The sequence below is a fragment of the Barrientosiimonas humi genome (assembly GCF_006716095.1).
Taxonomy (GTDB): Bacteria; Actinomycetota; Actinomycetes; order Actinomycetales; family Dermatophilaceae; genus Barrientosiimonas; species Barrientosiimonas humi.
Genome location: NZ_VFOK01000001.1, coordinates 839,965 through 866,520, shown reverse-complemented (window position 1 = coordinate 866,520; position 26,556 = coordinate 839,965). Strand labels below are relative to the sequence as shown.

The 26,556-nt window shown below is 73.6% G+C and carries 23 protein-coding genes; 13 read left to right on the top strand and 10 right to left on the bottom strand.

The window, feature by feature from the left end; translation table 11 throughout:
- Positions 1–14: 14 nt before the first annotated feature.
- The 3 genes from FB554_RS04120 to rimO are packed head-to-tail and all read right to left on the bottom strand — an operon-like array spanning position 15 to position 2,632.
- Positions 15–485 carry a CinA family protein gene (locus FB554_RS04120; protein ID WP_142004758.1) on the bottom strand — a complete coding sequence of 157 codons (471 nt, stop codon included), beginning with the start codon at positions 483–485 and terminating at the stop codon, positions 15–17.
- Positions 486–521: 36 nt separating this feature from the next.
- Positions 522–1,157: a CDP-diacylglycerol--glycerol-3-phosphate 3-phosphatidyltransferase gene (pgsA, locus tag FB554_RS04115; protein WP_236022258.1), complete on the bottom strand. Its 636-nt coding sequence runs from the start codon at positions 1,155–1,157 to the stop codon at positions 522–524.
- Entirely contained in the window at positions 1,157–2,632 is a 1,476-nt protein-coding gene (gene rimO / locus FB554_RS04110) for a 30S ribosomal protein S12 methylthiotransferase RimO (RefSeq protein ID WP_142004757.1), read from the bottom strand. The genes pgsA and rimO overlap by 1 nt, the downstream gene beginning before the upstream one ends.
- 35 nt (positions 2,633–2,667) lie before the next feature.
- Between rimO and FB554_RS04105 the strand changes: the two genes are divergently transcribed.
- From FB554_RS04105 to FB554_RS04070, 8 genes are read left to right on the top strand one after another with little or no spacing between them, the layout of a single operon-like run.
- Entirely contained in the window at positions 2,668–3,858 is a 1,191-nt protein-coding gene (locus FB554_RS04105; protein ID WP_142004756.1) for a dipeptidase, read from the top strand.
- Positions 3,859–3,906: 48 nt separating this feature from the next.
- Positions 3,907–4,950, top strand: coding sequence for a MauE/DoxX family redox-associated membrane protein (locus FB554_RS04100; RefSeq protein ID WP_142004755.1), 1,044 nt, complete (start codon positions 3,907–3,909; stop codon positions 4,948–4,950).
- Positions 4,951–5,002: 52 nt separating this feature from the next.
- The gene (gene kdpF, locus FB554_RS17920) at positions 5,003–5,089 is read left to right on the top strand and encodes a K(+)-transporting ATPase subunit F (RefSeq protein ID WP_142007416.1); all 87 of its coding nucleotides are present in this window, start codon (positions 5,003–5,005) and stop codon (positions 5,087–5,089) included.
- Positions 5,089–6,726, top strand: a complete 1,638-nt coding sequence (gene kdpA / locus FB554_RS04090; protein WP_142004754.1) for a potassium-transporting ATPase subunit KdpA — start codon at positions 5,089–5,091, stop codon at positions 6,724–6,726. Before kdpF ends, kdpA begins: the two co-directional genes overlap by 1 nt.
- On the top strand, positions 6,723–8,735 hold the full coding sequence (gene kdpB / locus FB554_RS04085) for a potassium-transporting ATPase subunit KdpB (RefSeq protein ID WP_142004753.1): 2,013 nt from the start codon (positions 6,723–6,725) through the stop codon (positions 8,733–8,735). The genes kdpA and kdpB overlap by 4 nt, the downstream gene beginning before the upstream one ends.
- A gap of 5 nt (positions 8,736–8,740) precedes the next feature.
- A complete protein-coding gene (kdpC, locus tag FB554_RS04080) occupies positions 8,741–9,325 on the top strand; it encodes a potassium-transporting ATPase subunit KdpC (RefSeq protein WP_142004752.1) in 585 nt (194 codons plus the stop codon).
- A gap of 25 nt (positions 9,326–9,350) precedes the next feature.
- On the top strand, positions 9,351–11,852 hold the full coding sequence (locus FB554_RS04075; RefSeq protein ID WP_142004751.1) for a DUF4118 domain-containing protein: 2,502 nt from the start codon (positions 9,351–9,353) through the stop codon (positions 11,850–11,852).
- Positions 11,849–12,544 (top strand): response regulator, encoded by a 696-nt coding sequence (locus tag FB554_RS04070; protein ID WP_142004750.1) that lies wholly within the window; start codon positions 11,849–11,851, stop codon positions 12,542–12,544. The genes FB554_RS04075 and FB554_RS04070 overlap by 4 nt, the downstream gene beginning before the upstream one ends.
- Before the next feature lie 160 nt (positions 12,545–12,704).
- On the opposite strand, the gene FB554_RS04065 is transcribed toward FB554_RS04070, so the two are convergent.
- The 5 genes from FB554_RS04065 to FB554_RS04045 all read right to left on the bottom strand — a co-directional run bounded on the left by FB554_RS04065 (position 12,705) and on the right by FB554_RS04045 (position 19,279).
- Complete coding sequence (locus tag FB554_RS04065; protein ID WP_236022257.1) at positions 12,705–13,526, bottom strand: ion channel; 822 nt, start codon at positions 13,524–13,526, stop codon at positions 12,705–12,707.
- Positions 13,499–16,096: a DNA translocase FtsK gene (locus tag FB554_RS04060; RefSeq protein ID WP_236022442.1), complete on the bottom strand. Its 2,598-nt coding sequence runs from the start codon at positions 16,094–16,096 to the stop codon at positions 13,499–13,501. The genes FB554_RS04065 and FB554_RS04060 overlap by 28 nt, the downstream gene beginning before the upstream one ends.
- Before the next feature lie 337 nt (positions 16,097–16,433).
- On the bottom strand, positions 16,434–17,489 hold the full coding sequence (locus FB554_RS04055; protein ID WP_142004748.1) for an NAD(P)H-binding protein: 1,056 nt from the start codon (positions 17,487–17,489) through the stop codon (positions 16,434–16,436).
- A 1-nt stretch (position 17,490) separates the two neighbouring features.
- Positions 17,491–18,225: a CPBP family intramembrane glutamic endopeptidase gene (locus tag FB554_RS04050; RefSeq protein WP_142004747.1), complete on the bottom strand. Its 735-nt coding sequence runs from the start codon at positions 18,223–18,225 to the stop codon at positions 17,491–17,493.
- An 82-nt stretch (positions 18,226–18,307) separates the two neighbouring features.
- A complete protein-coding gene (locus FB554_RS04045) occupies positions 18,308–19,279 on the bottom strand; it encodes an endonuclease/exonuclease/phosphatase family protein (protein WP_170206776.1) in 972 nt (323 codons plus the stop codon).
- Between the two features lie 213 nt (positions 19,280–19,492).
- Between FB554_RS04045 and FB554_RS04035 the strand changes: the two genes are divergently transcribed.
- The 3 genes from FB554_RS04035 (at position 19,493) to FB554_RS04025 (ending at position 21,752) form a co-directional block, all read left to right on the top strand.
- Positions 19,493–20,140, top strand: a complete 648-nt coding sequence (locus FB554_RS04035) for a SatD family protein (RefSeq protein ID WP_170206775.1) — start codon at positions 19,493–19,495, stop codon at positions 20,138–20,140.
- Positions 20,141–20,188: 48 nt separating this feature from the next.
- The gene (locus FB554_RS17055; RefSeq protein WP_170206774.1) at positions 20,189–20,593 is read left to right on the top strand and encodes a hypothetical protein; all 405 of its coding nucleotides are present in this window, start codon (positions 20,189–20,191) and stop codon (positions 20,591–20,593) included.
- Positions 20,594–20,774: 181 nt separating this feature from the next.
- Positions 20,775–21,752, top strand: a complete 978-nt coding sequence (locus FB554_RS04025; RefSeq protein ID WP_142004742.1) for a helix-turn-helix domain-containing protein — start codon at positions 20,775–20,777, stop codon at positions 21,750–21,752.
- Between the two features lie 228 nt (positions 21,753–21,980).
- Here FB554_RS04025 and FB554_RS04020 read toward each other — a convergent pair whose 3' ends face one another.
- Positions 21,981–23,663, bottom strand: coding sequence for a ribonuclease J (locus tag FB554_RS04020; RefSeq protein ID WP_142004741.1), 1,683 nt, complete (start codon positions 23,661–23,663; stop codon positions 21,981–21,983).
- Complete coding sequence (dapA, locus tag FB554_RS04015; protein WP_142004740.1) at positions 23,660–24,547, bottom strand: 4-hydroxy-tetrahydrodipicolinate synthase; 888 nt, start codon at positions 24,545–24,547, stop codon at positions 23,660–23,662. Before dapA ends, FB554_RS04020 begins: the two co-directional genes overlap by 4 nt.
- 107 nt (positions 24,548–24,654) lie before the next feature.
- Here dapA and FB554_RS04010 point away from each other — a divergent pair, with 107 nt between their 5' ends.
- Both FB554_RS04010 and FB554_RS04005 read left to right on the top strand, forming a co-directional pair.
- Positions 24,655–25,467 (top strand): thymidylate synthase, encoded by an 813-nt coding sequence (locus tag FB554_RS04010; RefSeq protein WP_142004739.1) that lies wholly within the window; start codon positions 24,655–24,657, stop codon positions 25,465–25,467.
- Positions 25,464–26,552 (top strand): dihydrofolate reductase, encoded by a 1,089-nt coding sequence (locus FB554_RS04005; RefSeq protein ID WP_142004738.1) that lies wholly within the window; start codon positions 25,464–25,466, stop codon positions 26,550–26,552. Before FB554_RS04010 ends, FB554_RS04005 begins: the two co-directional genes overlap by 4 nt.
- The last annotated feature ends 4 nt before the right edge of the window (positions 26,553–26,556 follow it).

The window sequence follows — 26,556 nt, the reverse complement described above, 5'->3', positions numbered from 1 at the left end:
GCCGGGGCCGCGGCTCAGCCCTCGAGCGAGTGCGTCAGGGCCAGCACGGCAGACACGGTCTGCTCGCGGATCGCCGCGCGGTCCCCGCTCAGGTCCAGCTGCCGAAGGGTGGTGCCCTCGGGCCGCGCGACGGCGACGAACACCCGCCCGACCGGCTGCCCGTCCTGCTCGGCCGGACCGGCCACCCCGGTGGTGGCGAGACCGACGTCGGCACCCAGCACCCGCCGTACGCCCTCGGCCAGCTGAGCAGCGACCTCGCCCTGGACCGCGCCGCCCCGGGCGAGCAGCTCGCCGTCCACGCCGAGCACCGCCGCCTTGACCTCGGTGGCGTAGGCCACGACCCCACCGCGCACGACCGCGCTGGACCCCGGGACCTCGGTGAGCGCGGCGCACACCAGTCCGCCGGTGAGCGACTCGGCCGTGGCGACGGTGCGGCCCCGCTCGGTCAGGACGTGCACGACGTCGCGCGCCGCCGGCTCCCGCACGACGGCCTCAGGACGCCGCGAGGCTGGCCGGCACCGCTATCCGCCTCGCGCGTCGTCGGAGGGTCCGGGGCGACCGCGCAGGCTCGCCCGGCGAAGGCGTACGGCCTTGGCGCAGTAGTCGATTCCCGTCACGACCGTCACCGCGACGGCGGCGAGCATCACGATCATCGCGACGACGTGGAGCCACTCGGGCAGCGGCATGACGAACATCGCGATCGCCACGATCTGCAGGACCGTCTTGGCCTTGCCGCCGCGGCTCGCCGGCATCACGCCGTGCCGGATGACCGCGAAGCGAAGCAGCGTGATGCCGAGCTCGCGCACCAGGATCACGACGGTCACCCACCACCACAGCTCCCCGATCATCGACAGCCCGACGAGCGCCATGCCCACGAGCGCCTTGTCGGCGATGGGGTCCATGACCTTGCCGAGGTCGGTGACCAGGTCGCGCGAGCGGGCGAGGTCGCCGTCGATGCGGTCGGTGAGGCTGGCCAGGACGAAGACGGCGAAGGCCGCCCACCGGAACCCGGTGTTGCTCCCCCCGTCGGTCAGCAGCAGCACCGCGAAGACCGGCACCAGCAGGATGCGCAGGGCGGTGAGCTGGTTGGCGACGTTCCAGTTGCTGACCGCCCGGCTCGGGGTGGCCATCGGGTCGGGCTCTTCGGGGATGTGCATCAGGCGGGCTCCGTGAGGGGGTCGGCGAGCAGATCGATGCCCTCCGTCCCTATCACCCGAGCCCGCACCAGGTCACCGACGGCATGCGTGCCGGACGTCAGCTGGGTGACGCCGTCGACGTCGGGACCCTGCTGGCCCGCGCGGCCGGTCGCCTGCCCGTCCTCGACCGACTCGACCAGCACCTCGACGACCTCGCCGACGCGCTCCTCGGCGCGCTGCAGGTTCAGCTCGTCGGCCAGCGTGCGGATGCGCTCGACCCGCTCGGCGACCTCGTCGGGGTCGAGCTTGTCGCCGTACGTCTCGGCCTCGGTGCCGTCCTCGTCGGAGTAGCCGAAGACCCCGACCACGTCGAGCCGCGCCTCGGCGAGGAACGCCTCGAGCTCGACGAGGTCGTCCTCGGTCTCGCCGGGGAACCCGACGATCACGTTGGAGCGGATGCCGGCCTCGGGCGAGCGCTCGCGCACCTGCTGCAGCAGGTCGAGGAAGGAGCGGCGGTCGCCGAACCGGCGCATCCGGCGCAGCAGCGGGCCGGAGGCGTGCTGGAAGGAGATGTCGAAGTAGGGTACGACGCCCGGGACCTGGGTCATGGCGTCGAGCAGGTCGGGGCGGATCTCGGCCGGCTGCAGGTAGCTCACCCGCACCCGCTCGATGCCCTCGACGGCGACCAGCTCGGGCAGCATCGTGTCGAGCAGCCGCAGGTCGCCGAGGTCCTTGCCGTAGGAGGTGGAGTTCTCGCTGACGAGGAAGACCTCCTTGACCCCGCGCTCCCCCAGCCAGCGGGCCTCGGCGAGCACGTCGGTGGGCCGCCGCGACACGAAGGCGCCGCGGAACATCGGGATCGCGCAGAACGCGCACCGCCGGTCGCAGCCGCTCGCGATCTTCAGCGGCGCCCACGGCCGCCCGTCGAGCCGGGCCCGGATGACCCGCGGGCCCGCGCCCGCGACGGGGCTCTCGACGACCACGTCGTCGGGGCGGGAGGTCTCGGCGGCGCCCTGCCCGTGGCCGGGGGTCGCCACGCCGGCCGCGGACTCCTGACGCGCCACCGGGGAGAGCGGCAGGAGCGTACGTCGGTCGCCGGGGGTGTGCGCCGCGGGCCGGTGGCCCTGGAGCACCGCGGTGAGGTGGCTCGACATGTCGGCGTAGGAGTCGAAGCCGAGCACGGCGTCGGCCTCGGTGAGCTGCTCGGCGAGCTGGTTGCCGTAGCGCTCGGCCAGGCAGCCGACCGCGACCACCGCCTGGGTGCGCCCGGTCTGCTTGAGGTCGTTCGCCTCCAGCAGCGCGTCGATGCTGTCCTTCTTGGCCTGCTCGACGAATCCGCAGGTGTTGACGACGGCGACGTCGGCCTCGGCGGCGTCGTCGACCAGGCTCCAGCCCTCGGCGGCCAGCCGGCCGGCGAGCTCCTCGCTGTCGACCTCGTTGCGGGCACAGCCGAGGGTCACCACAGCGACGCTGCGGCGGTCAGTGGGGTTCGGCACGCGGCCACTCTAGTGAGCGTGGTCTGATTGCCTCCATGACCGAGACCCGGCGCGACATCACCGACCTGCTCCGCGAGCACCCGCTGATCGACGGGCACAACGACCTGCCGTGGGCCGCGCGCCAGTCGGTGCGGTACGACTTCGACCGGCTCGACGTCTCCGGCGACACCAGCGACCGGACGCACACCGACATCCCGCGGTTGCGCAAGGGATGCGTCGGCGGGCAGTTCTGGTCGGTGTTCGTCCCCGCCTCGCTCACCGGCGACACCGCCGTCAGCGCCACGCTGGAGCAGATCGACGCCGTCCACCAGCTGGTCGGTCGCTACCCCGACGACCTCGGCATCGCGCGCACGGCCGACGAGGTGCTGGAGGTGTTCCGCTCCGGGCGCATCGCCTCGCTGCTCGGCGCCGAGGGCGGCCACTCGATCAGCTCCTCGCTCGCGACCCTGCGCATGATGTACGTCCTCGGCGTGCGCTATCTCACGCTCACCCACAACGACAACGTGCCGTGGGCCGACTCCGCCACCGACGAGCCGGTGCTCGGCGGGCTCTCCCGGTTCGGCGTCGAGGTGGTGCGCGAGATGAACCGCACCGGCATGCTCGTCGACCTGTCCCACGTGTCCGCCGACACCATGCGCGACGCGCTGGCCGCGAGCGAGGCGCCGGTCATCTTCAGCCACTCCAGCGCCCGCGCCGTCGCCGACAGCCCGCGCAACGCCCCCGACGACGTGCTCGAGACGCTGCGCGACCGGAACGGCGTGATCATGGCGACCTTCGTGCCGGCGTTCGTCTCGCCCGCGTGCGCGGAGTACCGCCGCGAGGCGACGGAGGCGGCCCGCGCCCAGGGCGTCAAGCCCAGCGACCTCGACGCGTTCGAGCGGTTCGCGCAGGAGTACCAGCGCACCCACCCGATGCCGACCGCCACCATCGACGACGTCGTGGCCCACTTCGTGCACATCCGTGAGGTGGCCGGCATCGACCACATCGGCGTCGGCGGCGACTACGACGGCGTGCCGGGGCTGCCGGTCGGCCTCGAGGACGTCAGCCGCTACCCCGCGGTGCTCGAGGCGCTGCGCGAGCGGGGCTGGAGCGACGACGACCTCGCCAAGGTCGCGGGCGGCAACGTGCTGCGGGTGCTGCGCGACGCCGAGGCCGTGGCCCGTGACCTGCAGCAGACCCGCGGGCCGAGCCTGGCCACCATCGAGGAGCTCGACGCCTCCGCCTGATCGGCGATCTTCGCACCCACGGGGCGGGGCCCTTGCGATGATGACCCGGTGCCCGAGCTCGCCCTCGTCCTCCCGGTCCTGACCTGCGCGCTGATCCTGCTGGTCAGCGGCGCGGCCAAGCTGCGCGAGCGCCAGGCCACCGCCGACGCCTTCGGCGCGCTGCGTGTCGACGCGCCGTCGTGGGCGCCGGCGCTGCTCGCGCCCGCCGAGCTGGTGCTCGGCGTCGCGCTGCTGGTGAGCCCGGCGCCGCTGCTCGTCGTGGTGGCGAGCGCGACGCTCGCGCTGCTGCTGGCGTACTGGCTGGTCGTGGCCCGTGCCCTGCGCTTCGAGCACCCGGTGCGCTGCGGCTGCTTCGGCCGGCTCGGCGCGCACACGATCACCGGCCGCACCCTGGTGCGCAACACGCTGCTGGTGCTCGCGGGAGTGCTGGCCCTGGTCGGCGCGCTGCGCGGGGTGAGCGTGCCGTCCGCGCTCGCCGACCTCGACCAGTGGTGGCTGTGGCTGCTCGGTGCCGCGCTGGCGGCGGCGGTCTGCACGCTCAGCCTCGGCGGCAGCGGCGAGCCGGCGGCACCGGCTGCGGCACCGGCCGCGGAGCCCGGCGACGACGCCGGCGAGCTCGACTACGTCCGCCACCCGATCCCCTACGGCCAGACCCGCACGCCCGAAGGCACCCAGCTCACGCTGCACGAGCTGGCCACCGAGCGTCCCGCGCTGCTCGTGGCGCTGAGCCCCGGCTGCGGCCCGTGCACCCGCATCGCCCCCGACCTGCGCGTCTGGGAGGAGCAGCTCGGCGGAGTCGTCGCGGTGCGGGCGCTGTTCGACGCCGACCCCGAGCGGGTGGCCGAGCTGGCGCCCGCCGCCGCGCCGTACGCCCTCTACGACCTGGACCTCAACGTCGCCCGGGTGCTGCGCCTGTTCGCCAACCCCTCCGCGGTGCTGCTGGGCGCCGACGGGCTGCTCGCCGGCGGCCCGGTCGAGGGCGAGCCCGCCGTGCGCGCGATGGTCGAGGACATCCGCGCCGAGCTCGCCGACGCCGGCGCCCTCCCCGCGGACTCCCCCGAGGACACCTCAAGATCCCGTCAAGACGTGTGAAGGTCGCGTCAAGCGGGGCGGGCGTGACCGGCGTCGGGCAGACGCTGCACGCATGCCTGAGCTGTTTGTCGCCGGCGTCGTCGCTGCCGGCCTCCTCGTCTATCTGCTGTACGCCCTCCTGCACCCGGAGAAGTTCTGATGCCGGGCGCGGTGCTCACCCTCGCGACCCTGGTGCTGGCGCTCGCCGTCGCGCACCTGAGCCTCGGCGGCTATCTCGCGCGGGTGCTGACCAGCGACCGGCACCTCGCCGTCGAGCGCGTCGTCTATCGCCTCTCGGGCGTGAATCCGCAGTCGCAGCAACGCTGGTCGACGTATGCCATCGCCTGCCTGGCGCTCGCGGTCGTCAGCATCGCGCTGCTCACCGCACTGGTGCTGCTGCAGGGCCGGCTGCCGCTGAGCAGCGGCGAGTCGCAGTCGCGCACCGGCGCGCTCAACACCGCCGTCTCGTTCGTCACCAACACCAACTGGCAGAGCTACGGCGGTGAGACCGGCGCCTCGCGCCTGGTGCAGACGCTCGGCCTGACGATCCAGAACTTCGTGTCGGCGGCGGTCGGCATCGCGGTGTGCGCGGCGCTGATCCGCGGCGTGGCCCGCGACGGGTCGGGCACGGTCGGAAACTTCTGGGTCGACCTCACCCGGGTCGCCGTGCGCGTGCTGCTGCCGGTCGCGGCGGTCGGTGCGGTGCTGCTGCTGGCCGGCGGGGTGATCCAGAACCTCGACGCGCCCACCACGGTCGGCACGCTCGGCGGCGGGCAGCAGCAGATCAACGGCGGCCTGGTGGCGAGCCAGGAGGCCATCAAGCTCCTCGGCACCAACGGCGGCGGCTACTTCAACGCCAACTCCGCGCACCCCTTCGAGAACCCCAACGCCGTCACCAACCTGCTCGAGATCTTCCTGATCCTGCTCATCCCGTTCGCGCTGCCGAGGACGTACGGCCTGATGGTGGGCGACCGCCGTCAGGGCTGGGCCGTGCTCGGCTTCATGGTCACCCTCTGGGCCGCCGCGCTGACGATCACGACGATCGCCGAGTCCCGTGCAGCCACAGGGCCGCTCGGCGGCATGGAGGGCAAGGAGGTGCGCTTCGGGATCTTCGGCTCCGCGCTGTTCGCCACCTCCACGACCGGCACCTCGACGGGCGCGGTCAACTCGATGCACGAGAGCTACTCGCCCATCGGCGGCGGCACCCTCCTGCTCAACATGCTGCTCGGCGAGGTGTCGCCCGGCGGCGTCGGCTCGGGGATGTACGGCGCGTTCCTGCTCGCCACCCTCACCGTCTTCCTGGCCGGCCTCATGGTGGGCCGCACGCCCGAGCTGCTCGGCAAGCGCATCGGGCGCCGGGAGATCACCTGCACCTCGCTCGCGCTCATCACCGCCCCCGCGCTGGTGCTGCTCGGCACCGGCCTGGCGCTGGTCGTCCCGGCGTCGCGGGCGGCCGTCGCCGACGACGGCGCGCACGGGCTCACCACGATGCTGTACGCCTTCGCGTCGGCCTCGAACAACAACGGCAGCGCCTATGCCGGGCTGAGCGCCGACCAGCCGGTGCTGAACCTGGCCCTGGCGACGTGCATGCTGCTCGGCCGCTACCTGCCCGTGGTGCTCGTCCTGGCGCTCGCGGGATCCCTTGCGGCACAACGCCGTTCGCCGGCCACTGCGTCGTCCATGCCGACGCACACCCCGCTGTTCTCCGGGCTGATGGTGGGGGTTGCGCTGCTCGTCGCCGGCCTCACCTTCCTGCCCGCCCTCGCCCTCGGTCCGCTCGCGGAGGCCCTGTCATGACCCAGCTGCTCACCCTCGGCGCCGCCCAGCTCCCCGCGGCGCTGCGCAAGCTCAACCCCGTCCACCTGTTCCGCTCGCCGGTGATGTTCGTCGTGTGGGTCGGGGCGGTGCTCACCACGGCGCTGTCGGTGCTGCACCCCGGCGTCTTCAGCGTGTCGGTCACGGTGTGGCTGTGGCTGACGATCCTGTTCGCCAACCTCGCCGAGGCGGTCGCCGAGGGCCGCGGACGCGCCCAGGCCGACTCGCTGCGCCGCACCCGCACCACGACCACGGCCCGCCGGCTGCTCCCGGCCGGCGGCGAGGAGGAGGTCGCCGGCGCCGACCTGCGGGTCGGCGACCGGGTGGTGGTCACCGCCGGCGAGGTGATCCCCGGCGACGGCGACGTGGTCGAGGGGATGGCCACCGTCGACGAGTCGGCGATCACCGGCGAGTCGGCCCCGGTCGTCCGCGAGGCCGGCGGCGACCGGTGCGCGGTGACCGGCGGCACCACGGTGCTGTCCGACCGGATCGTCGTGCGGGTCACCGCGGAGCCGGGCCGCTCGTTCCTGGACCGGATGATCTCCCTGGTCGAGGGCGCCGCGCGGCAGAAGACGCCCAACGAGGTGGCGCTCGGCATCCTGCTGATCGTCCTGACGATCATCTTCCTGCTCGCGGTCGCGACGGTCCCGCCGCTCGCGGGCCTCACCGGCGAGCCGCCGTCGGTGATCGTGCTCGTCGCGCTGCTCGTCTGCCTCATCCCGACGACCATCGGGGCGCTGCTGTCGGCGATCGGCATCGCCGGCATGGACCGGCTCGTGCAGCACAACGTGCTCGCGACGAGCGGCCGCGCGGTCGAGGCCGCGGGCGACGTCGGCACGCTGCTGCTGGACAAGACCGGCACCATCACGCTCGGCAACCGCCAGGCGTACGCCCTCCACCCGCTCGGCGGCACGCCGGCCCGGCGCGCGCAGGAGCTGGCGCACCTGTCGTCGCAGACCGACACCACGCCCGAGGGCCGCTCGATCGTCGACTGGTGCGCGGCGCAGCTGCCCGCCGCGCCGCGCTGCCCCCGGGGCGCGGTCGACGTGCCGTTCAGCGCGCAGACCCGCATGAGCGGCGTCGACCTGCCCGACGGCACCCAGGTGCGCAAGGGTGCGACCGGCGCGGTGCGCGCGTGGATCGTGGAGCACGGCGGCACCTGCGACGACGCCGTGGACGCGATCACCGACCGCATCGCCGAGCAGGGCGGCACCCCGCTGCTCGTCGCCGTGCACGGGGTCGACGAGCACCCGGTCGCCGTAGGCGTGCTGCACCTGAAGGACGTGGTCAAGCCCGGCCTCGCCGACCGGTTCGCCGAGCTGCGCAGCATGGGCATCCGCACGGTGATGGTGACCGGCGACAACGCGCGCACCGCCGCCTCGATCGCCGCCGAGGCCGGGGTCGACGACGTGCTCGCCGAGGCGACGCCGGAGGACAAGCTGCGGCTCATCACCCAGGAGCAGGCCGGGGGCCGGCTCGTCGCGATGACCGGCGACGGCACCAACGACGCGCCGGCGCTCGCCCAGGCCGACGTCGGCGTGGCGATGAACACCGGCACCTCGGCCGCGAAGGAGGCCGGCAACATGGTCGACCTCGACTCCGACCCGACCAAGCTGATCGACATCGTCGCCATCGGGAAGCAGCTGCTGATCACCCGCGGCGCCCTCACGACGTTCTCCATCGCCAACGACCTCGCGAAGTACTTCGCGATCATCCCCGCGATGTTCGTCGCGACCTACCCGGGCCTGGAGGCGCTGAACATCATGCGGCTCGGCTCCCCGGAGTCGGCGATGCTCTCGGCGGTCATCTTCAACGCGCTCGTGATCGTGGCGCTGATCCCGTTGGCGCTCAAGGGCGTTCGCTATCGACCGATGCCGGTCGGGGCGCTGCTCCGACGCAACCTGCTGGTGTACGGCCTCGGCGGCGTCGTCACGCCGTTCGTCGGCATCAAGCTCATCGACCTGTTCGTCTCCGCACTCCCAGGACTGTGATCGCCATGCTCCGAAGCACCACCTCCCGGTCCGCCGCCGTCGTGCGGCAGGGCACCGCCGCGCTGCGCGTGCTGCTGCTGCTCACCGTCCTGCTCGGGGTCGCCTACCCCGGCGCCGTCTGGGCCGTCGGCCAGGTCGGGCTGCGCGACCAGGCCGAGGGGTCGCTCGTGCGGGTCGACGGGCGGGTCGTCGGCTCCTCGCTGCTGGGCCAGCGGTGGACCGGGGCGCAGTGGTTCCACTCCCGACCGTCGGCCTCGGACCACGCGGGCGACACCAGCGGCGGGTCCAACCTGCCCGCCTCCAGCCCCGACCTGCAGGCCGACGTGGCGCAGCGGCGCGCGGCGCTCGGTGGCGCCGCGACACCCGACCTGCTCACCGCGAGCGGCAGCGGGCTCGACCCGCACATCACGCCGGAGGCGGCCGACGGGCAGGTGGCCCGGGTCGCGACCGCCCGCGGGCTGCCGAGCACCCAGGTGGCCGCGCTCGTACGTCAGCAGACCCAGCACCCGACGCTGGGCTTCCTCGGGCAGCCACGGGTCAACGTGCTGCAGCTCAACCTCGCCCTCGCGCGGGTGGCCGCGCGGGGCTGACGTGGCGGCCGGGCACAATCGCGGGGTGGCTCGCGGACGACTGCGCATCTATCTGGGCGCTGCCCCCGGTGTGGGCAAGACCGTCGCCATGCTCGGCGAGGGGCGCCGCCGCCGCGACCGGGGCACCGACGTGGTCGTCGGCGTCGTCGAGACCCACGGGCGGGCCCGCACGGCCGACGCGCTCGCGGGGCTGGAGGTGCTCCCCCGGGTCGCTGTCGCGCACGGCAACCGCACCGTCGACGAGCTCGACGTCGACGCGGTGCTGCGCCGCGCACCGCAGGTGTGCCTGGTCGACGAGCTCGCGCACACCAACGCCTCCGGCTCGCGCCACCGGCGCCGCTGGCAGGACGTCGAGGAGCTGCTCGACGCCGGGATCGACGTGATCTCGACCGTCAACGTGCAGCACCTGGAGTCGCTCAACGACGCCGTCGCCGGCATCACCGGGGTGCGGCAGCGCGAGACGGTGCCCGACGAGGTGGTGCGCGCGGCCGACCAGGTCGAGCTGGTCGACATGAGCCCGGAGGCGCTGCGCCGCCGGCTCGCCCACGGCAACGTCTACCCCGCCGAGCGGGTCGACGCGGCGCTGTCGAACTACTTCCGCCCCGGCAACCTCTCCGCGCTGCGCGAGCTGGCGCTGCTGTGGGTCGCCGACCGGGTCGACGAGCACCTGGAGCACTACCGCGACGAGCAGCGCATCGAGCAGACCTGGGCCACCCGCGAACGGGTGCTCGTGGCGCTCACCGGCGGCCCCGAGCAGGAGGTGCTGCTGCGCCGCGGAGCACGCATCGCCGCCCGCGGCGCGGGCGGAAAGCTGTTCGCGGTCAAGGTGATTCCCGACTCGGGCCTGCGCGACTCCCCCGCCGAGTCGCTCGCGGCCGCCCGGGAGCTCACCCACGAGCTCGGCGGCGAGATGCACGTCGTCACCGGCTCCGACGTGGCCCGCTCAATCCTCGACTTCGCCCGCGGCATCAACGCCTCGCAGATCGTCATCGGCGCCAGCCGCCGGTCGGCCTGGCAGAGCCTGCTCAGCCAGGGGGTGGGCGAGCAGGTGGTGCGCGGCTCGGGCGACATCGACGTGCTGATGGTCTCCCACCCGGAGTCGCGAGCGGTGCGACGGCCGCGCTCGGCAGGCTCGCTCGGCCGAGGACGTACGCTCGCCGGCTGGCTGCTCGCCACGCTCGGCGCCGCGCTGCTCACCTGGGTGCTGACGCTGACCAGCGGCAGCCACGAGCTGCCGCTGGAGATGCTGCTCTACCTGGCGCTCACCGTGCTCGTCGCCATCGTCGGCGGGCTGCTGCCGGCCGTGGTCGCGGCCGTCGTGTCGAGCCTGCTGATCAACTGGTTCTTCACCGACCCGAGATACACCCTGACCATCAGCGAGCCCGAGAACATCGCTGCCGTCACGCTTTTCGTGCTCGTGGCCGTCGCGGTGGCCTCGGTCGTGCACCTGGCCGAGCAACGTGCCCGCCTCGCGCTGGCGGCCGAGCGCGAGTCGCGCCTCCTCGCCGACCTGGCGCACACGCTGATCGACGCCCGCGACCCGCTGACCGACCTGCTCACCGCCACCCGCGAGCTGTTCGACGCACGGGGCGCGGGGGTGCTGCGGCGCACCGCGAGCGGCACCCTGCAGGGGCCCGTCGCGACGGTCGGTGACCTGGACGGTCCGGGCGAGCTGACGACCGCGACCATCGATGAGCGGCACGCGCTCGCGCTGCGCGCACCGGCCCCGAGCGGGCGGGAGCGCCGGCTGGTCGAGGCGGTCGCCAGCCACGCCGCGGCAGCGATCCGCTCCCGGGCGCTCGCGGCCGCGGCCCAGGAGGCCGGCCGGCTCGCCCAGGACAACAAGGCGCGCGGGGCGCTGCTGGCCGCCGTGTCGCACGACCTGCGCACCCCGCTCGCCGCGATCAAGGCCGGCGTCGGCGGGCTGCGGCTCACCGACGTGGACCTCAGCGCCCAGGACCGCGCCGAGCTGCTGGAGACCGTCGAGGACTCCGCCGACCGGCTCGACGGGCTGATCGGCAACCTGCTCGACCTGTCGCGCCTGCAGTCCGACTCGGTGCGCCCGCACCTGGTGCCGGTCGAGGCGTCCGAGCTGGTCGACCTGGCCCTCGCCGGCCTCGCGGGCCGCGGCCGCGTGGAGGTCGACGTGGCCCCCGACCTGGTGTGCGTCGCCGACGTGGGCCTTGCCGAGCGGGTGCTCGGCAACGTCGTCGACAACGCCGTGCAGCACGGCGGCCGGCACGGCGTGCGCATCGACGCGGGGCGCGTCGGCGCCGCCGTCGAGATCCGGGTCGTCGACCGTGGCCCCGGGGTGCCGGCCGACCAGCAGGAGCGCCTGTTCGCGCCGTTCCAGCGGCTCGGCGACGCGCCGCGCGGGTCGGGCGTCGGCCTGGGCCTCGCGGTGGCCCGGGGCCTCGCCGAGACGATGCGTGGCAGCCTCACCGCCGAGGACACCCCGGGCGGCGGGCTGACCATGGTGCTGCAGCTGCCCGCGACCCCCAGCGATCCTCCCGAGGAGACCCCGTGACCCACGTCCTGGTCGTCGACGACGAGGCCGCCATCGTCCGCACGCTCGGCATCACGCTGCGGGCGCACGGCTACTCCGTCGCGCAGGTGCACGACGGACGCTCGGCGCTGCAGGAGGTACTGGACTCGCCCCAGCCGCCCGACCTGGTGGTGCTCGACCTGGGCCTGCCCGACGTCGACGGCGTCGAGGTCATCCGCCGGCTGCGCGGACGTACCCAGATCCCCGTCATCGTGCTGTCGGCCCGGCACGACTCCGACGACAAGGTCGAGGCGCTCGACGCCGGCGCCGACGACTTCGTCACCAAGCCGTTCGGCGTCGAGGAGCTGCTCGCCCGCATCCGGGTGGCCGAGCGGCGGCTGCAGCCCGGCGAGCACCGGCCGGCCCCGCTGCGCACCGCCGACGTCGAGCTCGACTTCGCCGAGCGCACCGCCCGCCGCGGCGGGCAGGACGTGCACCTCACACCCACCGAGTGGTCGATGCTCGACGTGCTGGCCGAGCGGCCCGGCCACCTGGTCAGCCAGCAGGAGCTGCTGCGGCGGGTGTGGGGCGTGGGCTACGACCGGCAGTCGCACTACCTGCGGGTCTACGTCTCCCAGCTGCGCCGCAAGCTCGAGGACGACCCCGCCGCCCCGCGCCTGCTGGTCACCGAGCCGGGCCAGGGATACCGCCTGGAGGCCACCCCGCCCGCATGAACCACCCCGCATGAAACCGGGTTTCATCGGCACCCCCAGGCATGAAACCCGGTTACGTGTAACTGACCTCAATGCATCAGGGTCAAACGCACGTAACCCGGTTTCATGCGCGGGAAGGTGTGCGCCGCGCCTGACGCCTCACGCCTGACGCACTGACGCCTCACGCCTCGTCGGTCTCGGTGTCGGTGTCGGTGCGGGTGTCGGTGGCGCGGTCGCTCCTGGGGGGCGTGCCCGCGTCACCCCGCCACCGCCGTACGTCCGCGTCACCCTCGGCGTGGAAACGCGCCATCGTCATGGCCAGCAGCCGGGCGACCACCAGCGCGACGTAGTTGAGCCCGGCCAGCTGCTCCAGCATGACGATGGAGCGTGCCTGTCCCCCGACCGGCGAGATGTCGGACAGGCCCGTGCCGGTCATCGTCGTGAAGCTCAGGAACAGCATCTGCATCCAGGTCAGCGGCCCGTCGCCGGCGTGCGAGAACTGCTCGGGCCCCCAGACGTTCTGCACCGCGCCGTACAGGTACGCGAACGCCCATGCGACCACCGTGAAGCACGACCCGGTCGCGAACATCTCGTCGGTGCTGACGTGCCGGTCGGCGAACATGTACCGCACCAGCGCATAGGCCAGGTAGAAGTAGAACGCCGCGTGAGTCACGTTGGACAGCAACGAGATCGTGTTGTTGTCGCGCACGACGACCTCGACCAGGGTCAGCACCGCGGCCGGCACGCCGAACACCCACGACACCCAGTTCAGCGCCGGGGTGGCGCGCACCGCGCCGACGGCGATGACCAGCACCCCGAGCTGGAAGAGCGAGAAGACCGCGCGCCCGAGCTCGCTGTCGGTGAACGGGTAGACCAGGATCCCCAGCAGCTGGGCGCCGAGCAGCACCGCGTTGGGGTAGTAGCGCCACCGCTGCCACCGCGGCCGCGGACCCCCGGCCGCGGTGCACCCGGTCCTCAGCGGCCGTGCTGGGTCAGCTCCCACGCGTCCTCACCGGACTCATCCTCGCCGTCATGGCCGTCGTGGTACGCCTGCGCCGGCTCCTCGCCCACGTCACCGGCGTCGTCGGCCCGGTCGGGGACCTCCTCGCCGCGCAGCAGCGCGAGCGTGGTCGGCAGGTCGTCGGGCTTGACCAGCACGTCACGCGCCTTGGAGCCCTCGGACGGGCCGACGATGCCGCGCGACTCCAGCAGGTCCATCAGGCGACCGGCCTTGGCGAACCCGACGCGCAGCTTGCGCTGCAGCATCGAGGTCGACCCGAACTGCGTGGTGACGACCAGCTCGGCCGCCTGCAGCAGCACGTCGAGGTCGTCGCCGATGTCCTCGTCGATCTCCTTCTTGGGCGCCGAGACGGCGACGTCGTCGCGGTAGGTCGGCTTCAGCTGCTCGCGCACGTGCTCCACGACCTGCTGGACCTCGGTCTCGGTGACCCACGCGCCCTGCACACGCATCGGCTTGGAGGCGCCCATGGGCAGGAACAGCGCGTCACCCTGGCCGATGAGCTTCTCGGCGCCGGGCTGGTCGAGCACGACGCGGCTGTCGGCGAGCGAGCTGGTGGCGAAGGCGAGACGGCTCGGCACGTTGGCCTTGATCAGACCCGTGACGACGTCGACCGAGGGGCGCTGCGTCGCGAGCACCAGGTGGATGCCGGCCGCGCGCGCGAGCTGGGTGATGCGCACGATCGACTCCTCGACGTCGCGCGGCGCCACCATCATCAGGTCGGCGAGCTCGTCGACGATCACGAGCAGGTAGGGGTAGGGCTGCAGCACCCGCTCCGACCCGGGCAGCGGCTGCACCCGTCCGGCACGCACCGCCTTGTTGAAGTCGTCGATGTGCTTGTAGCCGAACGCCGCGAGGTCGTCGTAGCGGGTGTCCATCTCGCGCACGACCCACTGCAGCGCCTCGGCGGCCTTCTTGGGGCTGGTGATGATCGGGGTGATCAGGTGCGGGATGCCCTCGTAGGCGGTCAGCTCGACCCGCTTGGGGTCGACCAGCACCATGCGCACCTCGTCGGGCGTCGCGCGCATGAGCACCGAGGTGATCATCGAGTTCACGAAGCTGGACTTTCCGGCGCCGGTGGCGCCCGCCACCAGCATGTGCGGCATCTTCGCGAGGTTGGCGATGACGTAACCACCCTCGACGTCCTTGCCGACGCCCATCACCATCGGGTGCTCGTTGCCGCGAGCGGCCTGGCTGCGCAGCACGTCCCCGAGGCTGACCTTCTCGCGGTCGGTGTTGGGGATCTCGATGCCGATGGCCTTCTTGCCCGGGATGGGGCTGAGGATGCGAACGTCGGCCGACGCGACGGCGTAGGCGATGTTCTTCGACAGCGCCGTGACCTTCTCGACCTTGGTGCCGCCGCCCAGCTCGACCTCGTAGCGGGTGACCGTCGGGCCGCGGGTGAACCCGGTGACCTCGGCGTCGACGTTGAACGACTCCAGCGTCTCGGTGAGCGCCTCGACGACGCGGTCGTTGGCCGACGAGCGCGACTTGTGCGGGGTGCCCGGCTCGAGCAGCGTGCTCTCGGGCAGCGTGTAGGTGACGTCGCCCGCCAGCGCGAGCTGCTCGACGCGCTGCGGCAGCTGCTGGGTGGGCGGGGCCTCCAGCTTGGACCTGCTCTCGCCGGCGGCCGCCTCCCCCGCCTTGGCGGTCGGCAGCTTGACCGCGCCCTGCTTGGCCCGGTCCAGCGCCTCGGCGGCCTCGGCCGCCTCGCCGTCGTAGACCTCGCCGCCGGCGCGCTCGGGGTCGTCCTTGGGGGCCTTCTCGCCGGGGCGCAGCACCCGTCCGCCCTTGGTCCGACGGGGTACGACCGTGGCCGCCTGCTCGAACGCCTCGTCACCCTCGCGGGCCTCGTCGTCGGACTCGGGCTCGGCGTCCTTCTTGCGGGTGCGCCTGCGCCGCTTCGGCGCCGTGCCGTCGATGTCGGCGCCGTGCCGGTCGGCCGCGACGGCGTCGAGCTGCTCCTCGTCCTGGCCGTCGTAGGCCTCGGGCATGCCGAAGATCCGGTCGCGCAGCTCGCCGAGCCGCTGCCCGACCAGGTGCACCGGCGTGGCGGTGACGACGAGCAGGCCGAAGACCCCGAGCAGGAGCAGCAGCGGCACCGCGCCCCAGACCCGGACGGCCGCCTCGAGCGGGCTGGAGGCCAGGAAGCCGATGATGCCGCCGGCCTCGCGCATGGCCTCCTGGCCGTCGGGCGGGGCGGGCATGCCGTCGGCGAGGTGGGCCAGGCCGCAGGCGGAGAAGGCCAGCATGACCAGGCCGATGACGACCCGGTTGGTCGGTTGGTGGCCGCGCGGCGAGCGCAGCAGGTGCACCCCGAGCAGCAGCAGCACGAGCGGCAGCACCAGGCCGACCCGGCCGAACGTGCCCGCGACGACCGCGTGCACGACGTCGCCGAAGAATCCGCTCAGGCCCCACCACTCGCGAGCGGCGACGACGAGCGAGAGCGCGACGAGCAGGAAACCGACTCCGTCGCGACGGTGCTCGGGGTCGAGGTCGCGCGCGGACGTCCCGACCCGACGGGCGGCGCCGCCGGCGACGTGCGCGACGCCCATCCAGGTGCCGCGCAGCGCGCGCAGCGGCAGGGGCAGCCCGCCGCTGGTCGTCTTGGCGCGCGTGCTGCCACCCGCGCCGGCCTTCTTCTTGGCGGGCGGGCGGGAGGACGTGCGCGAGGACGGTCGCGTGGAGCGACCGCGACTCGCGGAGGCGCGCTGGGACGACGCGGACTGACGGGTGGCCACGTCCGCAGGGTAGCCCTTCGTCCCACCTGCACCACGTGTCACACGCGGGGGCCGGCGATGCCGAGGCCCGGAGGGCACGTCACCGATCGGACCGAGCGACCCGCCCCGGCGCCGCTGCCGGCGGCCCCCGACCCCGACGTACGCCCGGGGCTCAGGACCGCAGGCGGCGCAGCACTCCCCGGGCCGGCGCGGTCGCCGCCGACCCGAGCGAGACGGCCGCGCCGATCGCGCCCGCCCCGAGCCGGGCGCCCTGGGCCGACAGCGACAGGTGCATGTCGCGGGTGGCCCGGCGCACGGCCTCGTCGAAGCCGGCGGCCCCGCCGGGCGGGGGCGGGACCAGGTCGTCGAGGTCCTCCTCGGAGCGCACGGCGTCGTGGATCAGGCTGCCGACCAGCGGCCGCGCCACCCCGGAGTCGACCGGCGTGACGAGCCCCACCCACAGGCTGGCGAGCTCGGGGGTGAGCACCGGCACGGTCGCGATGTAGCGCGGGCCGAGGTCGGTGAGGGCCGCGAAGCGCTCCATCATCTCGGCGTAGGTCAGCACGTCGGGGCCGCCCACGTCGAAGGTGCGGTTGAGGTCGGCCGGCAGGTCGGCGGCCTCGGCGAGGTAGTGCACGACGTCGTCCGCGGCGATCGGCTGGATGCGGTTGCGCAGCCAGCGCGGCGCGACGACGACCGGCAGCCGCTCGGTGAGGTAGCGCAGCATGTCGAACGACGCCGACCCGTCGCCCAGCACCACCCCGGCCTGCAGGACCGCGGTCGGCACGCCCGAGTCGAGCAGGATCTTCCCGACCTCGACGCGCGAGGCCAGGTGCGGCGACAGCTCGCCGTCGGGGTGCAGGCCGCCGAGGTAGACCAGCCGCCGGACGCCCTGCTGCGCCGCGGCGGTCGCGAACGTGCGCGCCAGCTCGCGGTCGCGCTCCTCGAAGTCGTCGCCGCCGGCCATCGAGTGCAGCAGGTAGTAGGCCACGTCGACGCCCTCGAGCGCCGCGGCCACGTCGTCGGCGTCGGACGCGTCGCCCTCGGCGACCTCGACCGCGTCGCCCCAGTCGAGCTCGGCGATGCGGTCGGCGCTGCGCGAGAGCACCCGCACCGTCCGGCCGCGACGCAGCAGCTCGGGGACGAGCAGCCCGCCGATGTATCCGGTGGCGCCGGTGACGAGCACCGGCCCGTCGCCGGCGGGCCGGTCGGTCTGGTCCGTGGCCATGTCAGTCTCCGATCGCGAGGGCGGGGGGAAGCAGCAGGAGCATGCCGAGCGACCACACCACATGGGTGATCGTCGGCGCGAGGATGCCACCGGTGACCCGACGCTGCAGGCCGGTCACCAGGCCGAGCGCGGCGGCGGCCAGCACGAGCAGCGGCACCCCCGTGCCCACGGTCGACAGGGTGTACGCGATCGTCGAGACCGCGACGGGGTGGCGGGTGAGCGCGGCATACATCGCGCCGCGGAAGAACAGCTCCTCGGCGATGCCGTTGATCGCCGTGATGAGCGCGACGGCGAGCAGCGAGCCGAAGCGGGCGTGGTCGAGCAGCTCCTCCACCGGGCCGCGCAGCAGCGGGATCCGGCCCACCACGAGCGCCCCGGCGAGGAACACCAGCAGCAGCGAGACGCCGAGGACGACCGGCTGCACGACCGGGCGCGCGTCGATGCGCCCGGTGCGGGTGCGCGCGCGGCCCAGGTGCAGCGGCCCGGAGGCGAACGCCCCGGCCACCCAGACCGCGGCGAGCGCGAGGGTGGCGACGTAGAAGGCCGAGCTGCCAGGGGGCGTACGCAGCGCCCAGGTCAGCAGCGCGAAGCCGACGACGAGGGTGGCCAGCACCACGACCTGGCGGCGGCGGATCGCGGCGCGCGACTCACGGTGGTCGCGCGGCACCGGGTCGACCAGGGCCGCCCGGGCGAACCGTCCCAGCTCGCCGAAGGGCCCGCCACCGCGCTCGCTCACCACCGCACCGTATGCCCTGGGGGCGCTGCCTGCCCTGGGGGCGCTGCGGTCGCGCGGGGCGGCCGGTCGGGCGCTGCGGCACTCAGCCCGGGACGCGCAGCCGCGCCCAGACCACCGCGTGGTCGGTGTCGGGCACGGTCGCGCTGCCGGCATCGACCACGCGACCGCCGCGCTGCAGCACGTGGTCGATCTGCACGAACGGCGGCACCCGCTGCCCCACCGGCCAGGTGCGCACCCACCCCTTCCCGGCGGCGCCGTGGGCGTCGGTGAGCCCGGCGGTCGCCTCGCGGAAGGCCGGGTGGGCCGAGGAGGAGTTGAAGTCGCCGGCCAGCACCAGCGGCTCGTCGGTCGGCTGCGCGCGCACCCACCGCCCCAGGTCGCGCAGCTGTCGGTGCCACCCCGCGACGAGCTCGCCGGCGGGTGGGTACGGGTGCACGCCCTTGACGACGTACGTGCCCGAGGGTGCGCGCACGCGCGCGACAGGTGAGCCGAAAAGGCCTGGCACCTGGGCGTTCTCGAGCGTCTGGAGCGGGTGGCGGCTGCGGATCACGGTGCCGTCGGCGCCGGTGCGCGGGCTGCCGGCCGACTGCGGCAGGAGGCGGTCGAGGCCGGCGCGGCGCAGCGCGGCGGCCGCGTCGGGCGTGACCTCGACCAGGACGAGCACGTCGACGCGCTGCTCGCGCACCAGGGTGACGAGCGCGGCGGGGTCGGCGCGGCCGTACTGCAGGTTGGCGCTCATCACGACCTGGTCGCCCGGGCGCGACGGCACCGTGTCGCTGCGCAGCGAACCCCCGGCGAGCAGCAGCGGTACGAGCGCGGCCAGCACCGCGAGCACCGTCGCGGCGGTCCGGTGCCGCAGCGCCAGCAGCAGCGCCGCCCAGCCCACCGCGAGCGCCCCGACGACGGGGAAGGCTGCCTGCAGGACGGGGACCTGGAAGCGGTGGGTGTCCCACCAGCGGGTGCTCACCAGCAGCGCGACCAGCACGGTCAGGCCGGCGGCGGCGAGGCGCCGGGTGCGCGCGGACGGCCGTCGCACCATCCCCGCCTGCCGCACGGTCACGAGCCTAGACACCCGCTCGCCGTCCTGAGCGCCAGCATCGGGGGCATCCTGATGCTCGCCGTCGCGGCGCTGGCCTTCGTGCTCACGCCGAAGGGCACCGACGTCGCGCGCGCCGCGCACTGACGCCGCGACGCCGCTGCGCACGGGGACCGGGCCAGTGAAGCGTTCCGCTTCACTTCTGGTGAATGAAGTTCTATGCTTCATTCCATGGCTCGGTCCCCGTCCCTGTCGTGCGCCGCCCTGATCGTCGACGTCGTCGGCTCCCGCACCCACCGCGACCGCGCCGGGCTGCACGACCGGCTCGTCGCCGCGTTCGAGCAGACCCGGGAAGAGTTCCCCGCGCTGCGCGCGCCGGGGGTGACGGCGGGCGACGAGTTCCAGGCGACGTACGCCCGGCTCGGCGACGCGATCGGCGTCGCCTTCGCCGTGCGGCTGGCGCTGGCTCCCGAGGTCGAGGTGCGCGCCGGGCTCGGCTACGGCGGGGTGACCGACCTCTCCGACGAGGCGGGGGCGTCCGACGGGCCGGCCTGGTGGGCCGCCCGCGACGCGATCGTCCACGTCGAGGAGCGCGCCGCGCGCGCGGCCACCAAGCACGCCCGGTTCTCCTACCGCACCGACGACCAGACCGCTCCCCCGCCCGCAGCGGTCGACCCGGCCCTGGCCTGCCTCGACCAGCTGCTCGGCCCGCTCGACGAGCGCTCGTGGCGACTGCTGCGCGGGCTGGTCGACGACGTCCCCCAGCAGCAGCTGGCCGCCGAGCTCGGCATCAGCACCTCCGCCGCGTCGCAACGGGTGCGCGGCCACGGCCTCGCGGTGGCCGCAGCGGCGATCCGCCGGCTGCGCACGCTGCCGTGACGCGCGTGGCTATCGGCGGGTGTCCGACCTCGCTCCTACCCTGGCGCCATGCCTGACTTCCTCGTGGTCGCCGCGCTCGGCGTGCTCGCGACCCTGGGCGGCGGACCGCTGACGGTGCTCGTCTTCCGGCTCGCCGACCGGGGCCGCCCCGAGGAGCCACGGCCGACGCCGGCCTTCCCCGACCTGCACCGCGGCCCCCTCGAGGGCGCCGCCGACCGGTTGCGCGGCGGCGCCTGGATCGGGTCGCTGGAGCGGGTCGCGATCTACGCCTCGGTCGTCGCGGGCTGGCGCGAGATGGTCGCGCTCGCCCTGGCCATCAAGGGGCTCGGGCGCTATCCGGAGCTGCGGTCGGGCGACGACCCCGCCGTCGCCGAGCGGTTCATCATCGGCACGTTCGTCAGCGTGCTGTGGGCCTGCGCCTGCGCCGCGCTCGCGCGCACGATCATCGGCTGACGGCTCGATCCCGTGCCGCAGGCCGTGGCCCGCGTGCACCCCGGCCGCCAGGTCGGCCACCAGCTCCCGCAGCGCGCGCCACCCGGTGCGCCCCGTCCTCGTCTCGTCCATGCGCCCAGCCTGCGCCGGCGTACGGCCGGGCACGAGTGGCATGAATGACGACCTTCGATAAGATCGCGCCATGGCGCGCACCGCTCGCACCCGCCCGCACGTCGTGGCCGTCCTGGCCTACGACGGCATGACCGGCTTCGAGGCCGGTGCGGCGATGGAAGTGTTCGGCTACCCCTGGCCCGGCCTGCCGCAGCCGTGGTACTCCCTGCGGCTGTGCGCCGAGGGCAGGCGGGCGAGCACGATCGGCGGCGGGCAGCTGCGCACCGACCACGACCTCGACGACCTGGCCCGCGCCGACACCGTGATCGTGCCCAGCGTCGGCGACGTCACCCAGCCACCGTCCCCGGCCGTCGTGGCCGCCCTGCAGACCGCCGCGCGCCGCGGCGCACGCATGGTCTCGATCTGCTCCGGAGCGTTCGCCCTCGCCGGCGCCGGGCTGCTCGACGGACGCCCCGCCACGACCCACTGGCAGTACGCCGACCGCCTGCGCGACACCTATCCCCGGGTGCGCGTCGAGCGCGCCCCGCTGTTCGTCGACGACGGCGACGTGCTCACCAGCGCCGGGTCGGCGGCCGGGCTCGACCTGTGCCTGCACCTGGTCCGGCTCGACCACGGCGCCGAGGTCGCCGGCCGCATCGCCCGCCGGATGGTCGTGCCGCCGCACCGCGCCGGCGGGCAGGCCCAGTTCATCGAGGAGCCGCTCCCCCGCGACCCCGACGACGACCGCGTCTCGGCCAGCATCGACTGGGCCACCGCCCACCTCGACCAGGCGATCGACGTCGCGACCCTCGCCGCCCGGGCGTCGATGTCGCTGCGCACCTACCAGCGCCGGTTCACCGCCGCCACCGGCACCAGCCCCGCCCGGTGGCTCACCGAGCGACGCGTGCACCGCGCCCAGGAGCTGCTCGAGTCGACCGACCTGAGCGTCGAACAGATCTGTGCCGCAACGGGATTCGCGACCCCCATCACCCTGCGCCACCACTTCCGCGCCCGCCTGGGCACCAGCCCCACGGCCTACCGGCGCGCGTTCCGCTCCCAGGGTGCGTGAGGCGTACGGCGGGCAGACGGACAGGAAGAACGAGGACCCCGACGCCGGAGACGGCGCAAACCCGGTGGCCGCCACGGGTTCGTCCTGTCGAGATGTACGCAACTCCTCAGGCGCGCGTGATCCCACCACCGGGCAGCGCCGCCGTCAGGCGCGCACTCTCCCGACGCCTTCCTCGTCCCTGCCCGGTGCCGACGCTTCGCGTGATCCCACCACCGGGCAGCGCCGTCGTCAGGCGTCGATCACCATCGGAATGATCATCGGCCGTCGCCGCAGCTTCCCGCCGACGTAGCCGCCCACCGTGCGGCGGATGATCTGCTGCAGCTGGTGGGAGTCGGTGACGCCCTTGCGGCGCGCATCCTCCAGGGCCTCCTCCAGCTTGGGCAGCACCTTCTCGAAGACCTGCTCGTCCTCGGCGAAACCGCGGGTGCGGATGTCGGGGCCGGCGGCGATCTTCCCGGTCGCGGCGTCGCGCACCACGATGATCGTCACGAAGCCCTCGTCGCGCAGGATGCGCCGGTCCTTCAGCATCGTCTCGTCGGTCGTGCCGACCAGCGAGCCGTCGACGTAGACGTAGCCGCACGGCACCGCCCCCACGATCGAGGCCTTGCCGTCGACCAGGTCGACGACCACGCCGTCCTCGGCGAGCACGACGTTCTTCGCGGGCACCCCGGTCTGCTCGGCGAGCTTGCCGTTGGCGACCAGGTGACGCCACTCGCCGTGGATCGGCATGACGTTCTTGGGCTTGACGATGTTGTAGCAGTAGAGCAGCTCGCCGGCGCTGGCGTGCCCCGAGACGTGCACCAGCGCGTTGCCCTTGTGCACCACGTCGGCGCCGAGGCGCATCAGCCCGTTGATCACCCGGTAGACCGCGTTCTCGTTGCCGGGGATGAGCGAGCTGGCCATCAGGATCGTGTCGCCGGGGCCGACGTCGATCTTGTGGTCACGGTTGGCCATCCGCGAGAGCGCGGCCATCGGCTCACCCTGCGACCCGGTGCAGATCAGCACGACCTCGTCGTCGCGGTACTGGTCGAGCTTCTTGGCGTCGATGAGCACGCCGTCGGGCACCTTCAGGTAGCCCAGCTCCTGGGCGATCGTCATGTTGCGGACCATCGACCGGCCGACCATGGCGACCTTGCGGTCGAACTCGTACGCCGTGTCCAGCACCTGCTGCACGCGGTGCACGTGGGACGAGAAGCAGGCGACGATGATCCGGCGCTGCGCCTTCTCGAAGACGGTCTCGATCGCCGGGAGGATGTTGCGCTCGGGCGTGGTGAAGCCGGGCACGTCGGCGTTGGTCGAGTCGGTGAGGAAGAGGTCGACCCCCTCCTCGCCCATCCGCGCGAACGCGCGCAGGTCGGTGATCCGCTTGTCCAGCGGCAGCTGGTCCATCTTGAAGTCGCCGGTGCACAGCAGGTTGCCGCCGGGCGTGCGGATGAACACCGCGAGCGCGTCGGGGATCGAGTGGTTGACCGCGACGAACTCGCAGTCGAACGGGCCGATCTGCTCGCGCTGCCCCTCCTTGACCTGCAGGGTCAGCGGGGTGATCTTGTGCTCCTTGAGCTTGGCCTCGACGAGCGCGAGGGTCAGCTGGGAGCCGATCAGCGGGATGTCGCGCTTCATGCGCAGCAGGTAGGGCACGGCCCCGATGTGGTCCTCGTGCCCGTGGGTCAGCACGATGCCGTCGATGTCGTCGAGCCGGTCGGCGATGTACTCGAAGTCCGGCAGGATCAGGTCGACGCCCGGGTGGTCGTCGGGGAAGAGCACGCCGCAGTCGACGATCAGCAGGCGCCCGTCGTACTCGATGACCGTCATGTTGCGGCCGACCTCGCCGAGGCCGCCGAGGGCGACGACCCGCACACCCCCCTTCGCGAGTGCTGGGGGCGGTCCGAGCTCGGGGTGCGGGTGGCTCACATCAGTCCTGAGGTGGTCAGGGCATCGCGCAGGAGCGCGCGGTGCTCGTCGGGTGCCGGCAGCAGCGGCAGCCGGCAGAAGTCGGAGTCGATGACGCCGAGCAGCTTCATCGCAGCCTTGGCCTGGATGGCCCCCTGGCTGGTGTGCATCACGGCGTCGACGACGGGGATGAGTCGGGTGTGGATCTCGCGGGCGGTGGCCAGGTCGCCGGCGTCGACGGCGCGGACCATCGCGGCGTACTGCTCGCCCGCGACGTGCCCGACGACCGAGACGACGCCGACCGCGCCCTGCGCGAGGTGGGCCAGGTTGACCACGTCGTCGCCGGAGAACCACAGCAGGTCGGTCTCGGCCATCAGGCGGCTGGCCTCGAAGAAGTCGCCCTTGGCGTCCTTGACGGCCTGGATCTCGGGGATCTCAGCGAGCCGGCGGATCGTGTCGGTGGCGAGCGCCGTGGCCGTGCGGCCCGGGATGTCGTACGCCATCGCGGGCAGCCCCGTCGCCTGCGCCACCGTGCGGAAGTGCTCGACGATGCCCGGCTGGGTCGGCTTGTTGTAGTACGGCGTCACGATGAGCACGGCGTCGGCGCCCAGGCCGGCCATGGCCTCGGCGGCGCGCACCGAGTGGGCGGTGTCGTTGGTGCCGACGCCCGCGGTCACCTGGACGCGGTCACCGACCGCCTCGACGACGGCCTTGACCGTCGCGAAGTTCTCCTCGTCGGTGGTCGTGGCCGACTCACCGGTGGTGCCGTTGACCACGAGCCCGTCGTGGCCGTGGTCGGCGAGGTAGGTGGCGACGCGCTGCACGCCGTCCAGGTCGAGCCGGCCGTCCTCGCGCATGGGCGTGACCATCGCGGTGACGACGCGGCCGAACGGGGTGGAGGTCATGGTGCTCAAGGCTAGCCGTCACCCCGGGTCGCGCGCCGACCGGCTGGCCCGGGCGAGGCGTCCCGTCGCGCGCGGTGCTGTCGGTGGCCCCCTCTACCCTCGTCGGCATGCGCCAGTACCTCGACCTCCTCTCGCGCGTGCTCGACGAGGGCACCCCCAAGTCCGACCGCACCGGCACCGGCACGCTGTCGGTCTTCGGGCACCAGATGCGGTTCGACCTGGCCGAGGGTTTCCCGGTGCTGACCACCAAGAAGCTGCACCTGCGGTCGATCTTCGGCGAGCTGCTGTGGTTCCTGCGGGGCGACACCAACGTGCAGTGGCTGCACGATCGGCGCATCTCGATCTGGGACGAGTGGGCCGACGAGAACGGCGACCTGGGCCCGGTCTACGGCCACCAGTGGCGCAGCTGGCCGACGCCCGACGGCGGCACGGTCGACCAGATCGCGCGGGTGGTCGAGAGCATCCGCACCAACCCCGACTCGCGCCGGCACATCGTGTCCGCGTGGAACGTCGCCGACGTCGACGACATGGCGCTGCCGCCGTGCCACACGATGTTCCAGTTCTACGTCAGCCCGGCCACCGGCGACCGCCCGGCGCGCCTGTCCTGCCAGCTCTACCAGCGCTCGGCCGACATCTTCCTGGGCGTGCCGTTCAACATCGCCTCCTACGCGCTGCTCACCTCGATGGTCGCCCAGGTCACCGACCTGGCACCCGGCGAGTTCGTGCACACCCTCGGCGACGCGCATCTGTACTCCAACCACGTCGACCAGGCCCGCGAGCAGCTGACCCGCACCCCCAAGCCGCTGCCGACGCTGCGGCTCAACCCAGCGGTGCGCGACCTCGACGCCTTCGAGCTGGAGGACATCACGCTCGAGGGCTACGTGGCCGACCCGACGATCAAGGCCCCGATCGCCGTATGAGCGGCGAGGAGCGCGCAGCGCAGGGTGCGGGCGAGGAACGAGCGGCGCAGGGTGCGGGCGAGGAGCAGTCACCAAGCCGGTCGAGGGGTGGCGAGGCGCTGGCCGAGCCACGCATCGAGACCACGCCGGCGAGCTCCCCGGCCGTGCGCGACGGGGCGCCGCGGGTGCCGTTGGTGCCGGCGGCGTACGTCGCGCTGCTGCGCGAGCAGGGCGGCCGGCACGAGGTGCTGCTGCAGGAGCGGCGCGGCACCGGGTTCATGGACGGCTGGTGGGGCTGCGGCGCCGCCGGGCACGTCGAGGCCGGTGAGTCGGCGTTCGACGCGGCGGTCGGCGAGGCGCGCGAGGAGCTCGGTGTCGAGGTGTCGCCGGGCGACCTGGTGCCGGTGACCACGCTGCAGCGCTACAGCCTGACGCGGCTGCCGGTCGAGCAGCGCGCCGACATCTTCTTCACGTGCAGCCGCTGGTCGGGCGAGCCGCGGGTGATGGAGCCGGCGAAGAGCGCAGGGGTCCGCTGGTTCCCGCTGGACGAGCTGCCCGAGCGCACCGTGCCGCACGAGCGTCAGGCGCTGGAGCTGGTGGCGGCCGGCGGCGACATCCCGGCGTACGTCACGCGCGGCTTCGCCCAGTCCCTCACCCTGGTCGCGGCGATGGGCCGCAACCGGATCATCGGCGCCGACGGCGACATGCCGTGGCACCTGTCGGAGGACCTCAAACGGTTCAAGCGGATGACGCTCGGCGGCACGCTGATCATGGGCCGCGGCACATGGGACGCCATCGGCCGCCCGCTGCCCGGCCGCACCAGCATCGTGCTGACGCGGGACCGCGACTGGTCGGCGGAGGGCGCGCTGGTCGCGCACTCGCTGGCCGAGGCGCTCACGATGGCGCCCGACGGCGAGGTGTTCATCGGGGGCGGCGGGCAGATCTACCGCGAGACGATCGACCTCGCCGACACCCTCGAGCTCACCGAGATCGACGCGGAGCCCGAGGGCGACACGACCTTCCCCGAGGTCGACCTGCAGCAGTGGCGCGAGGTCTCCCGCGAGCGGCGCGAGGGGTTCGACTGGGTCACCTACGTGCGGCGCTGACGCG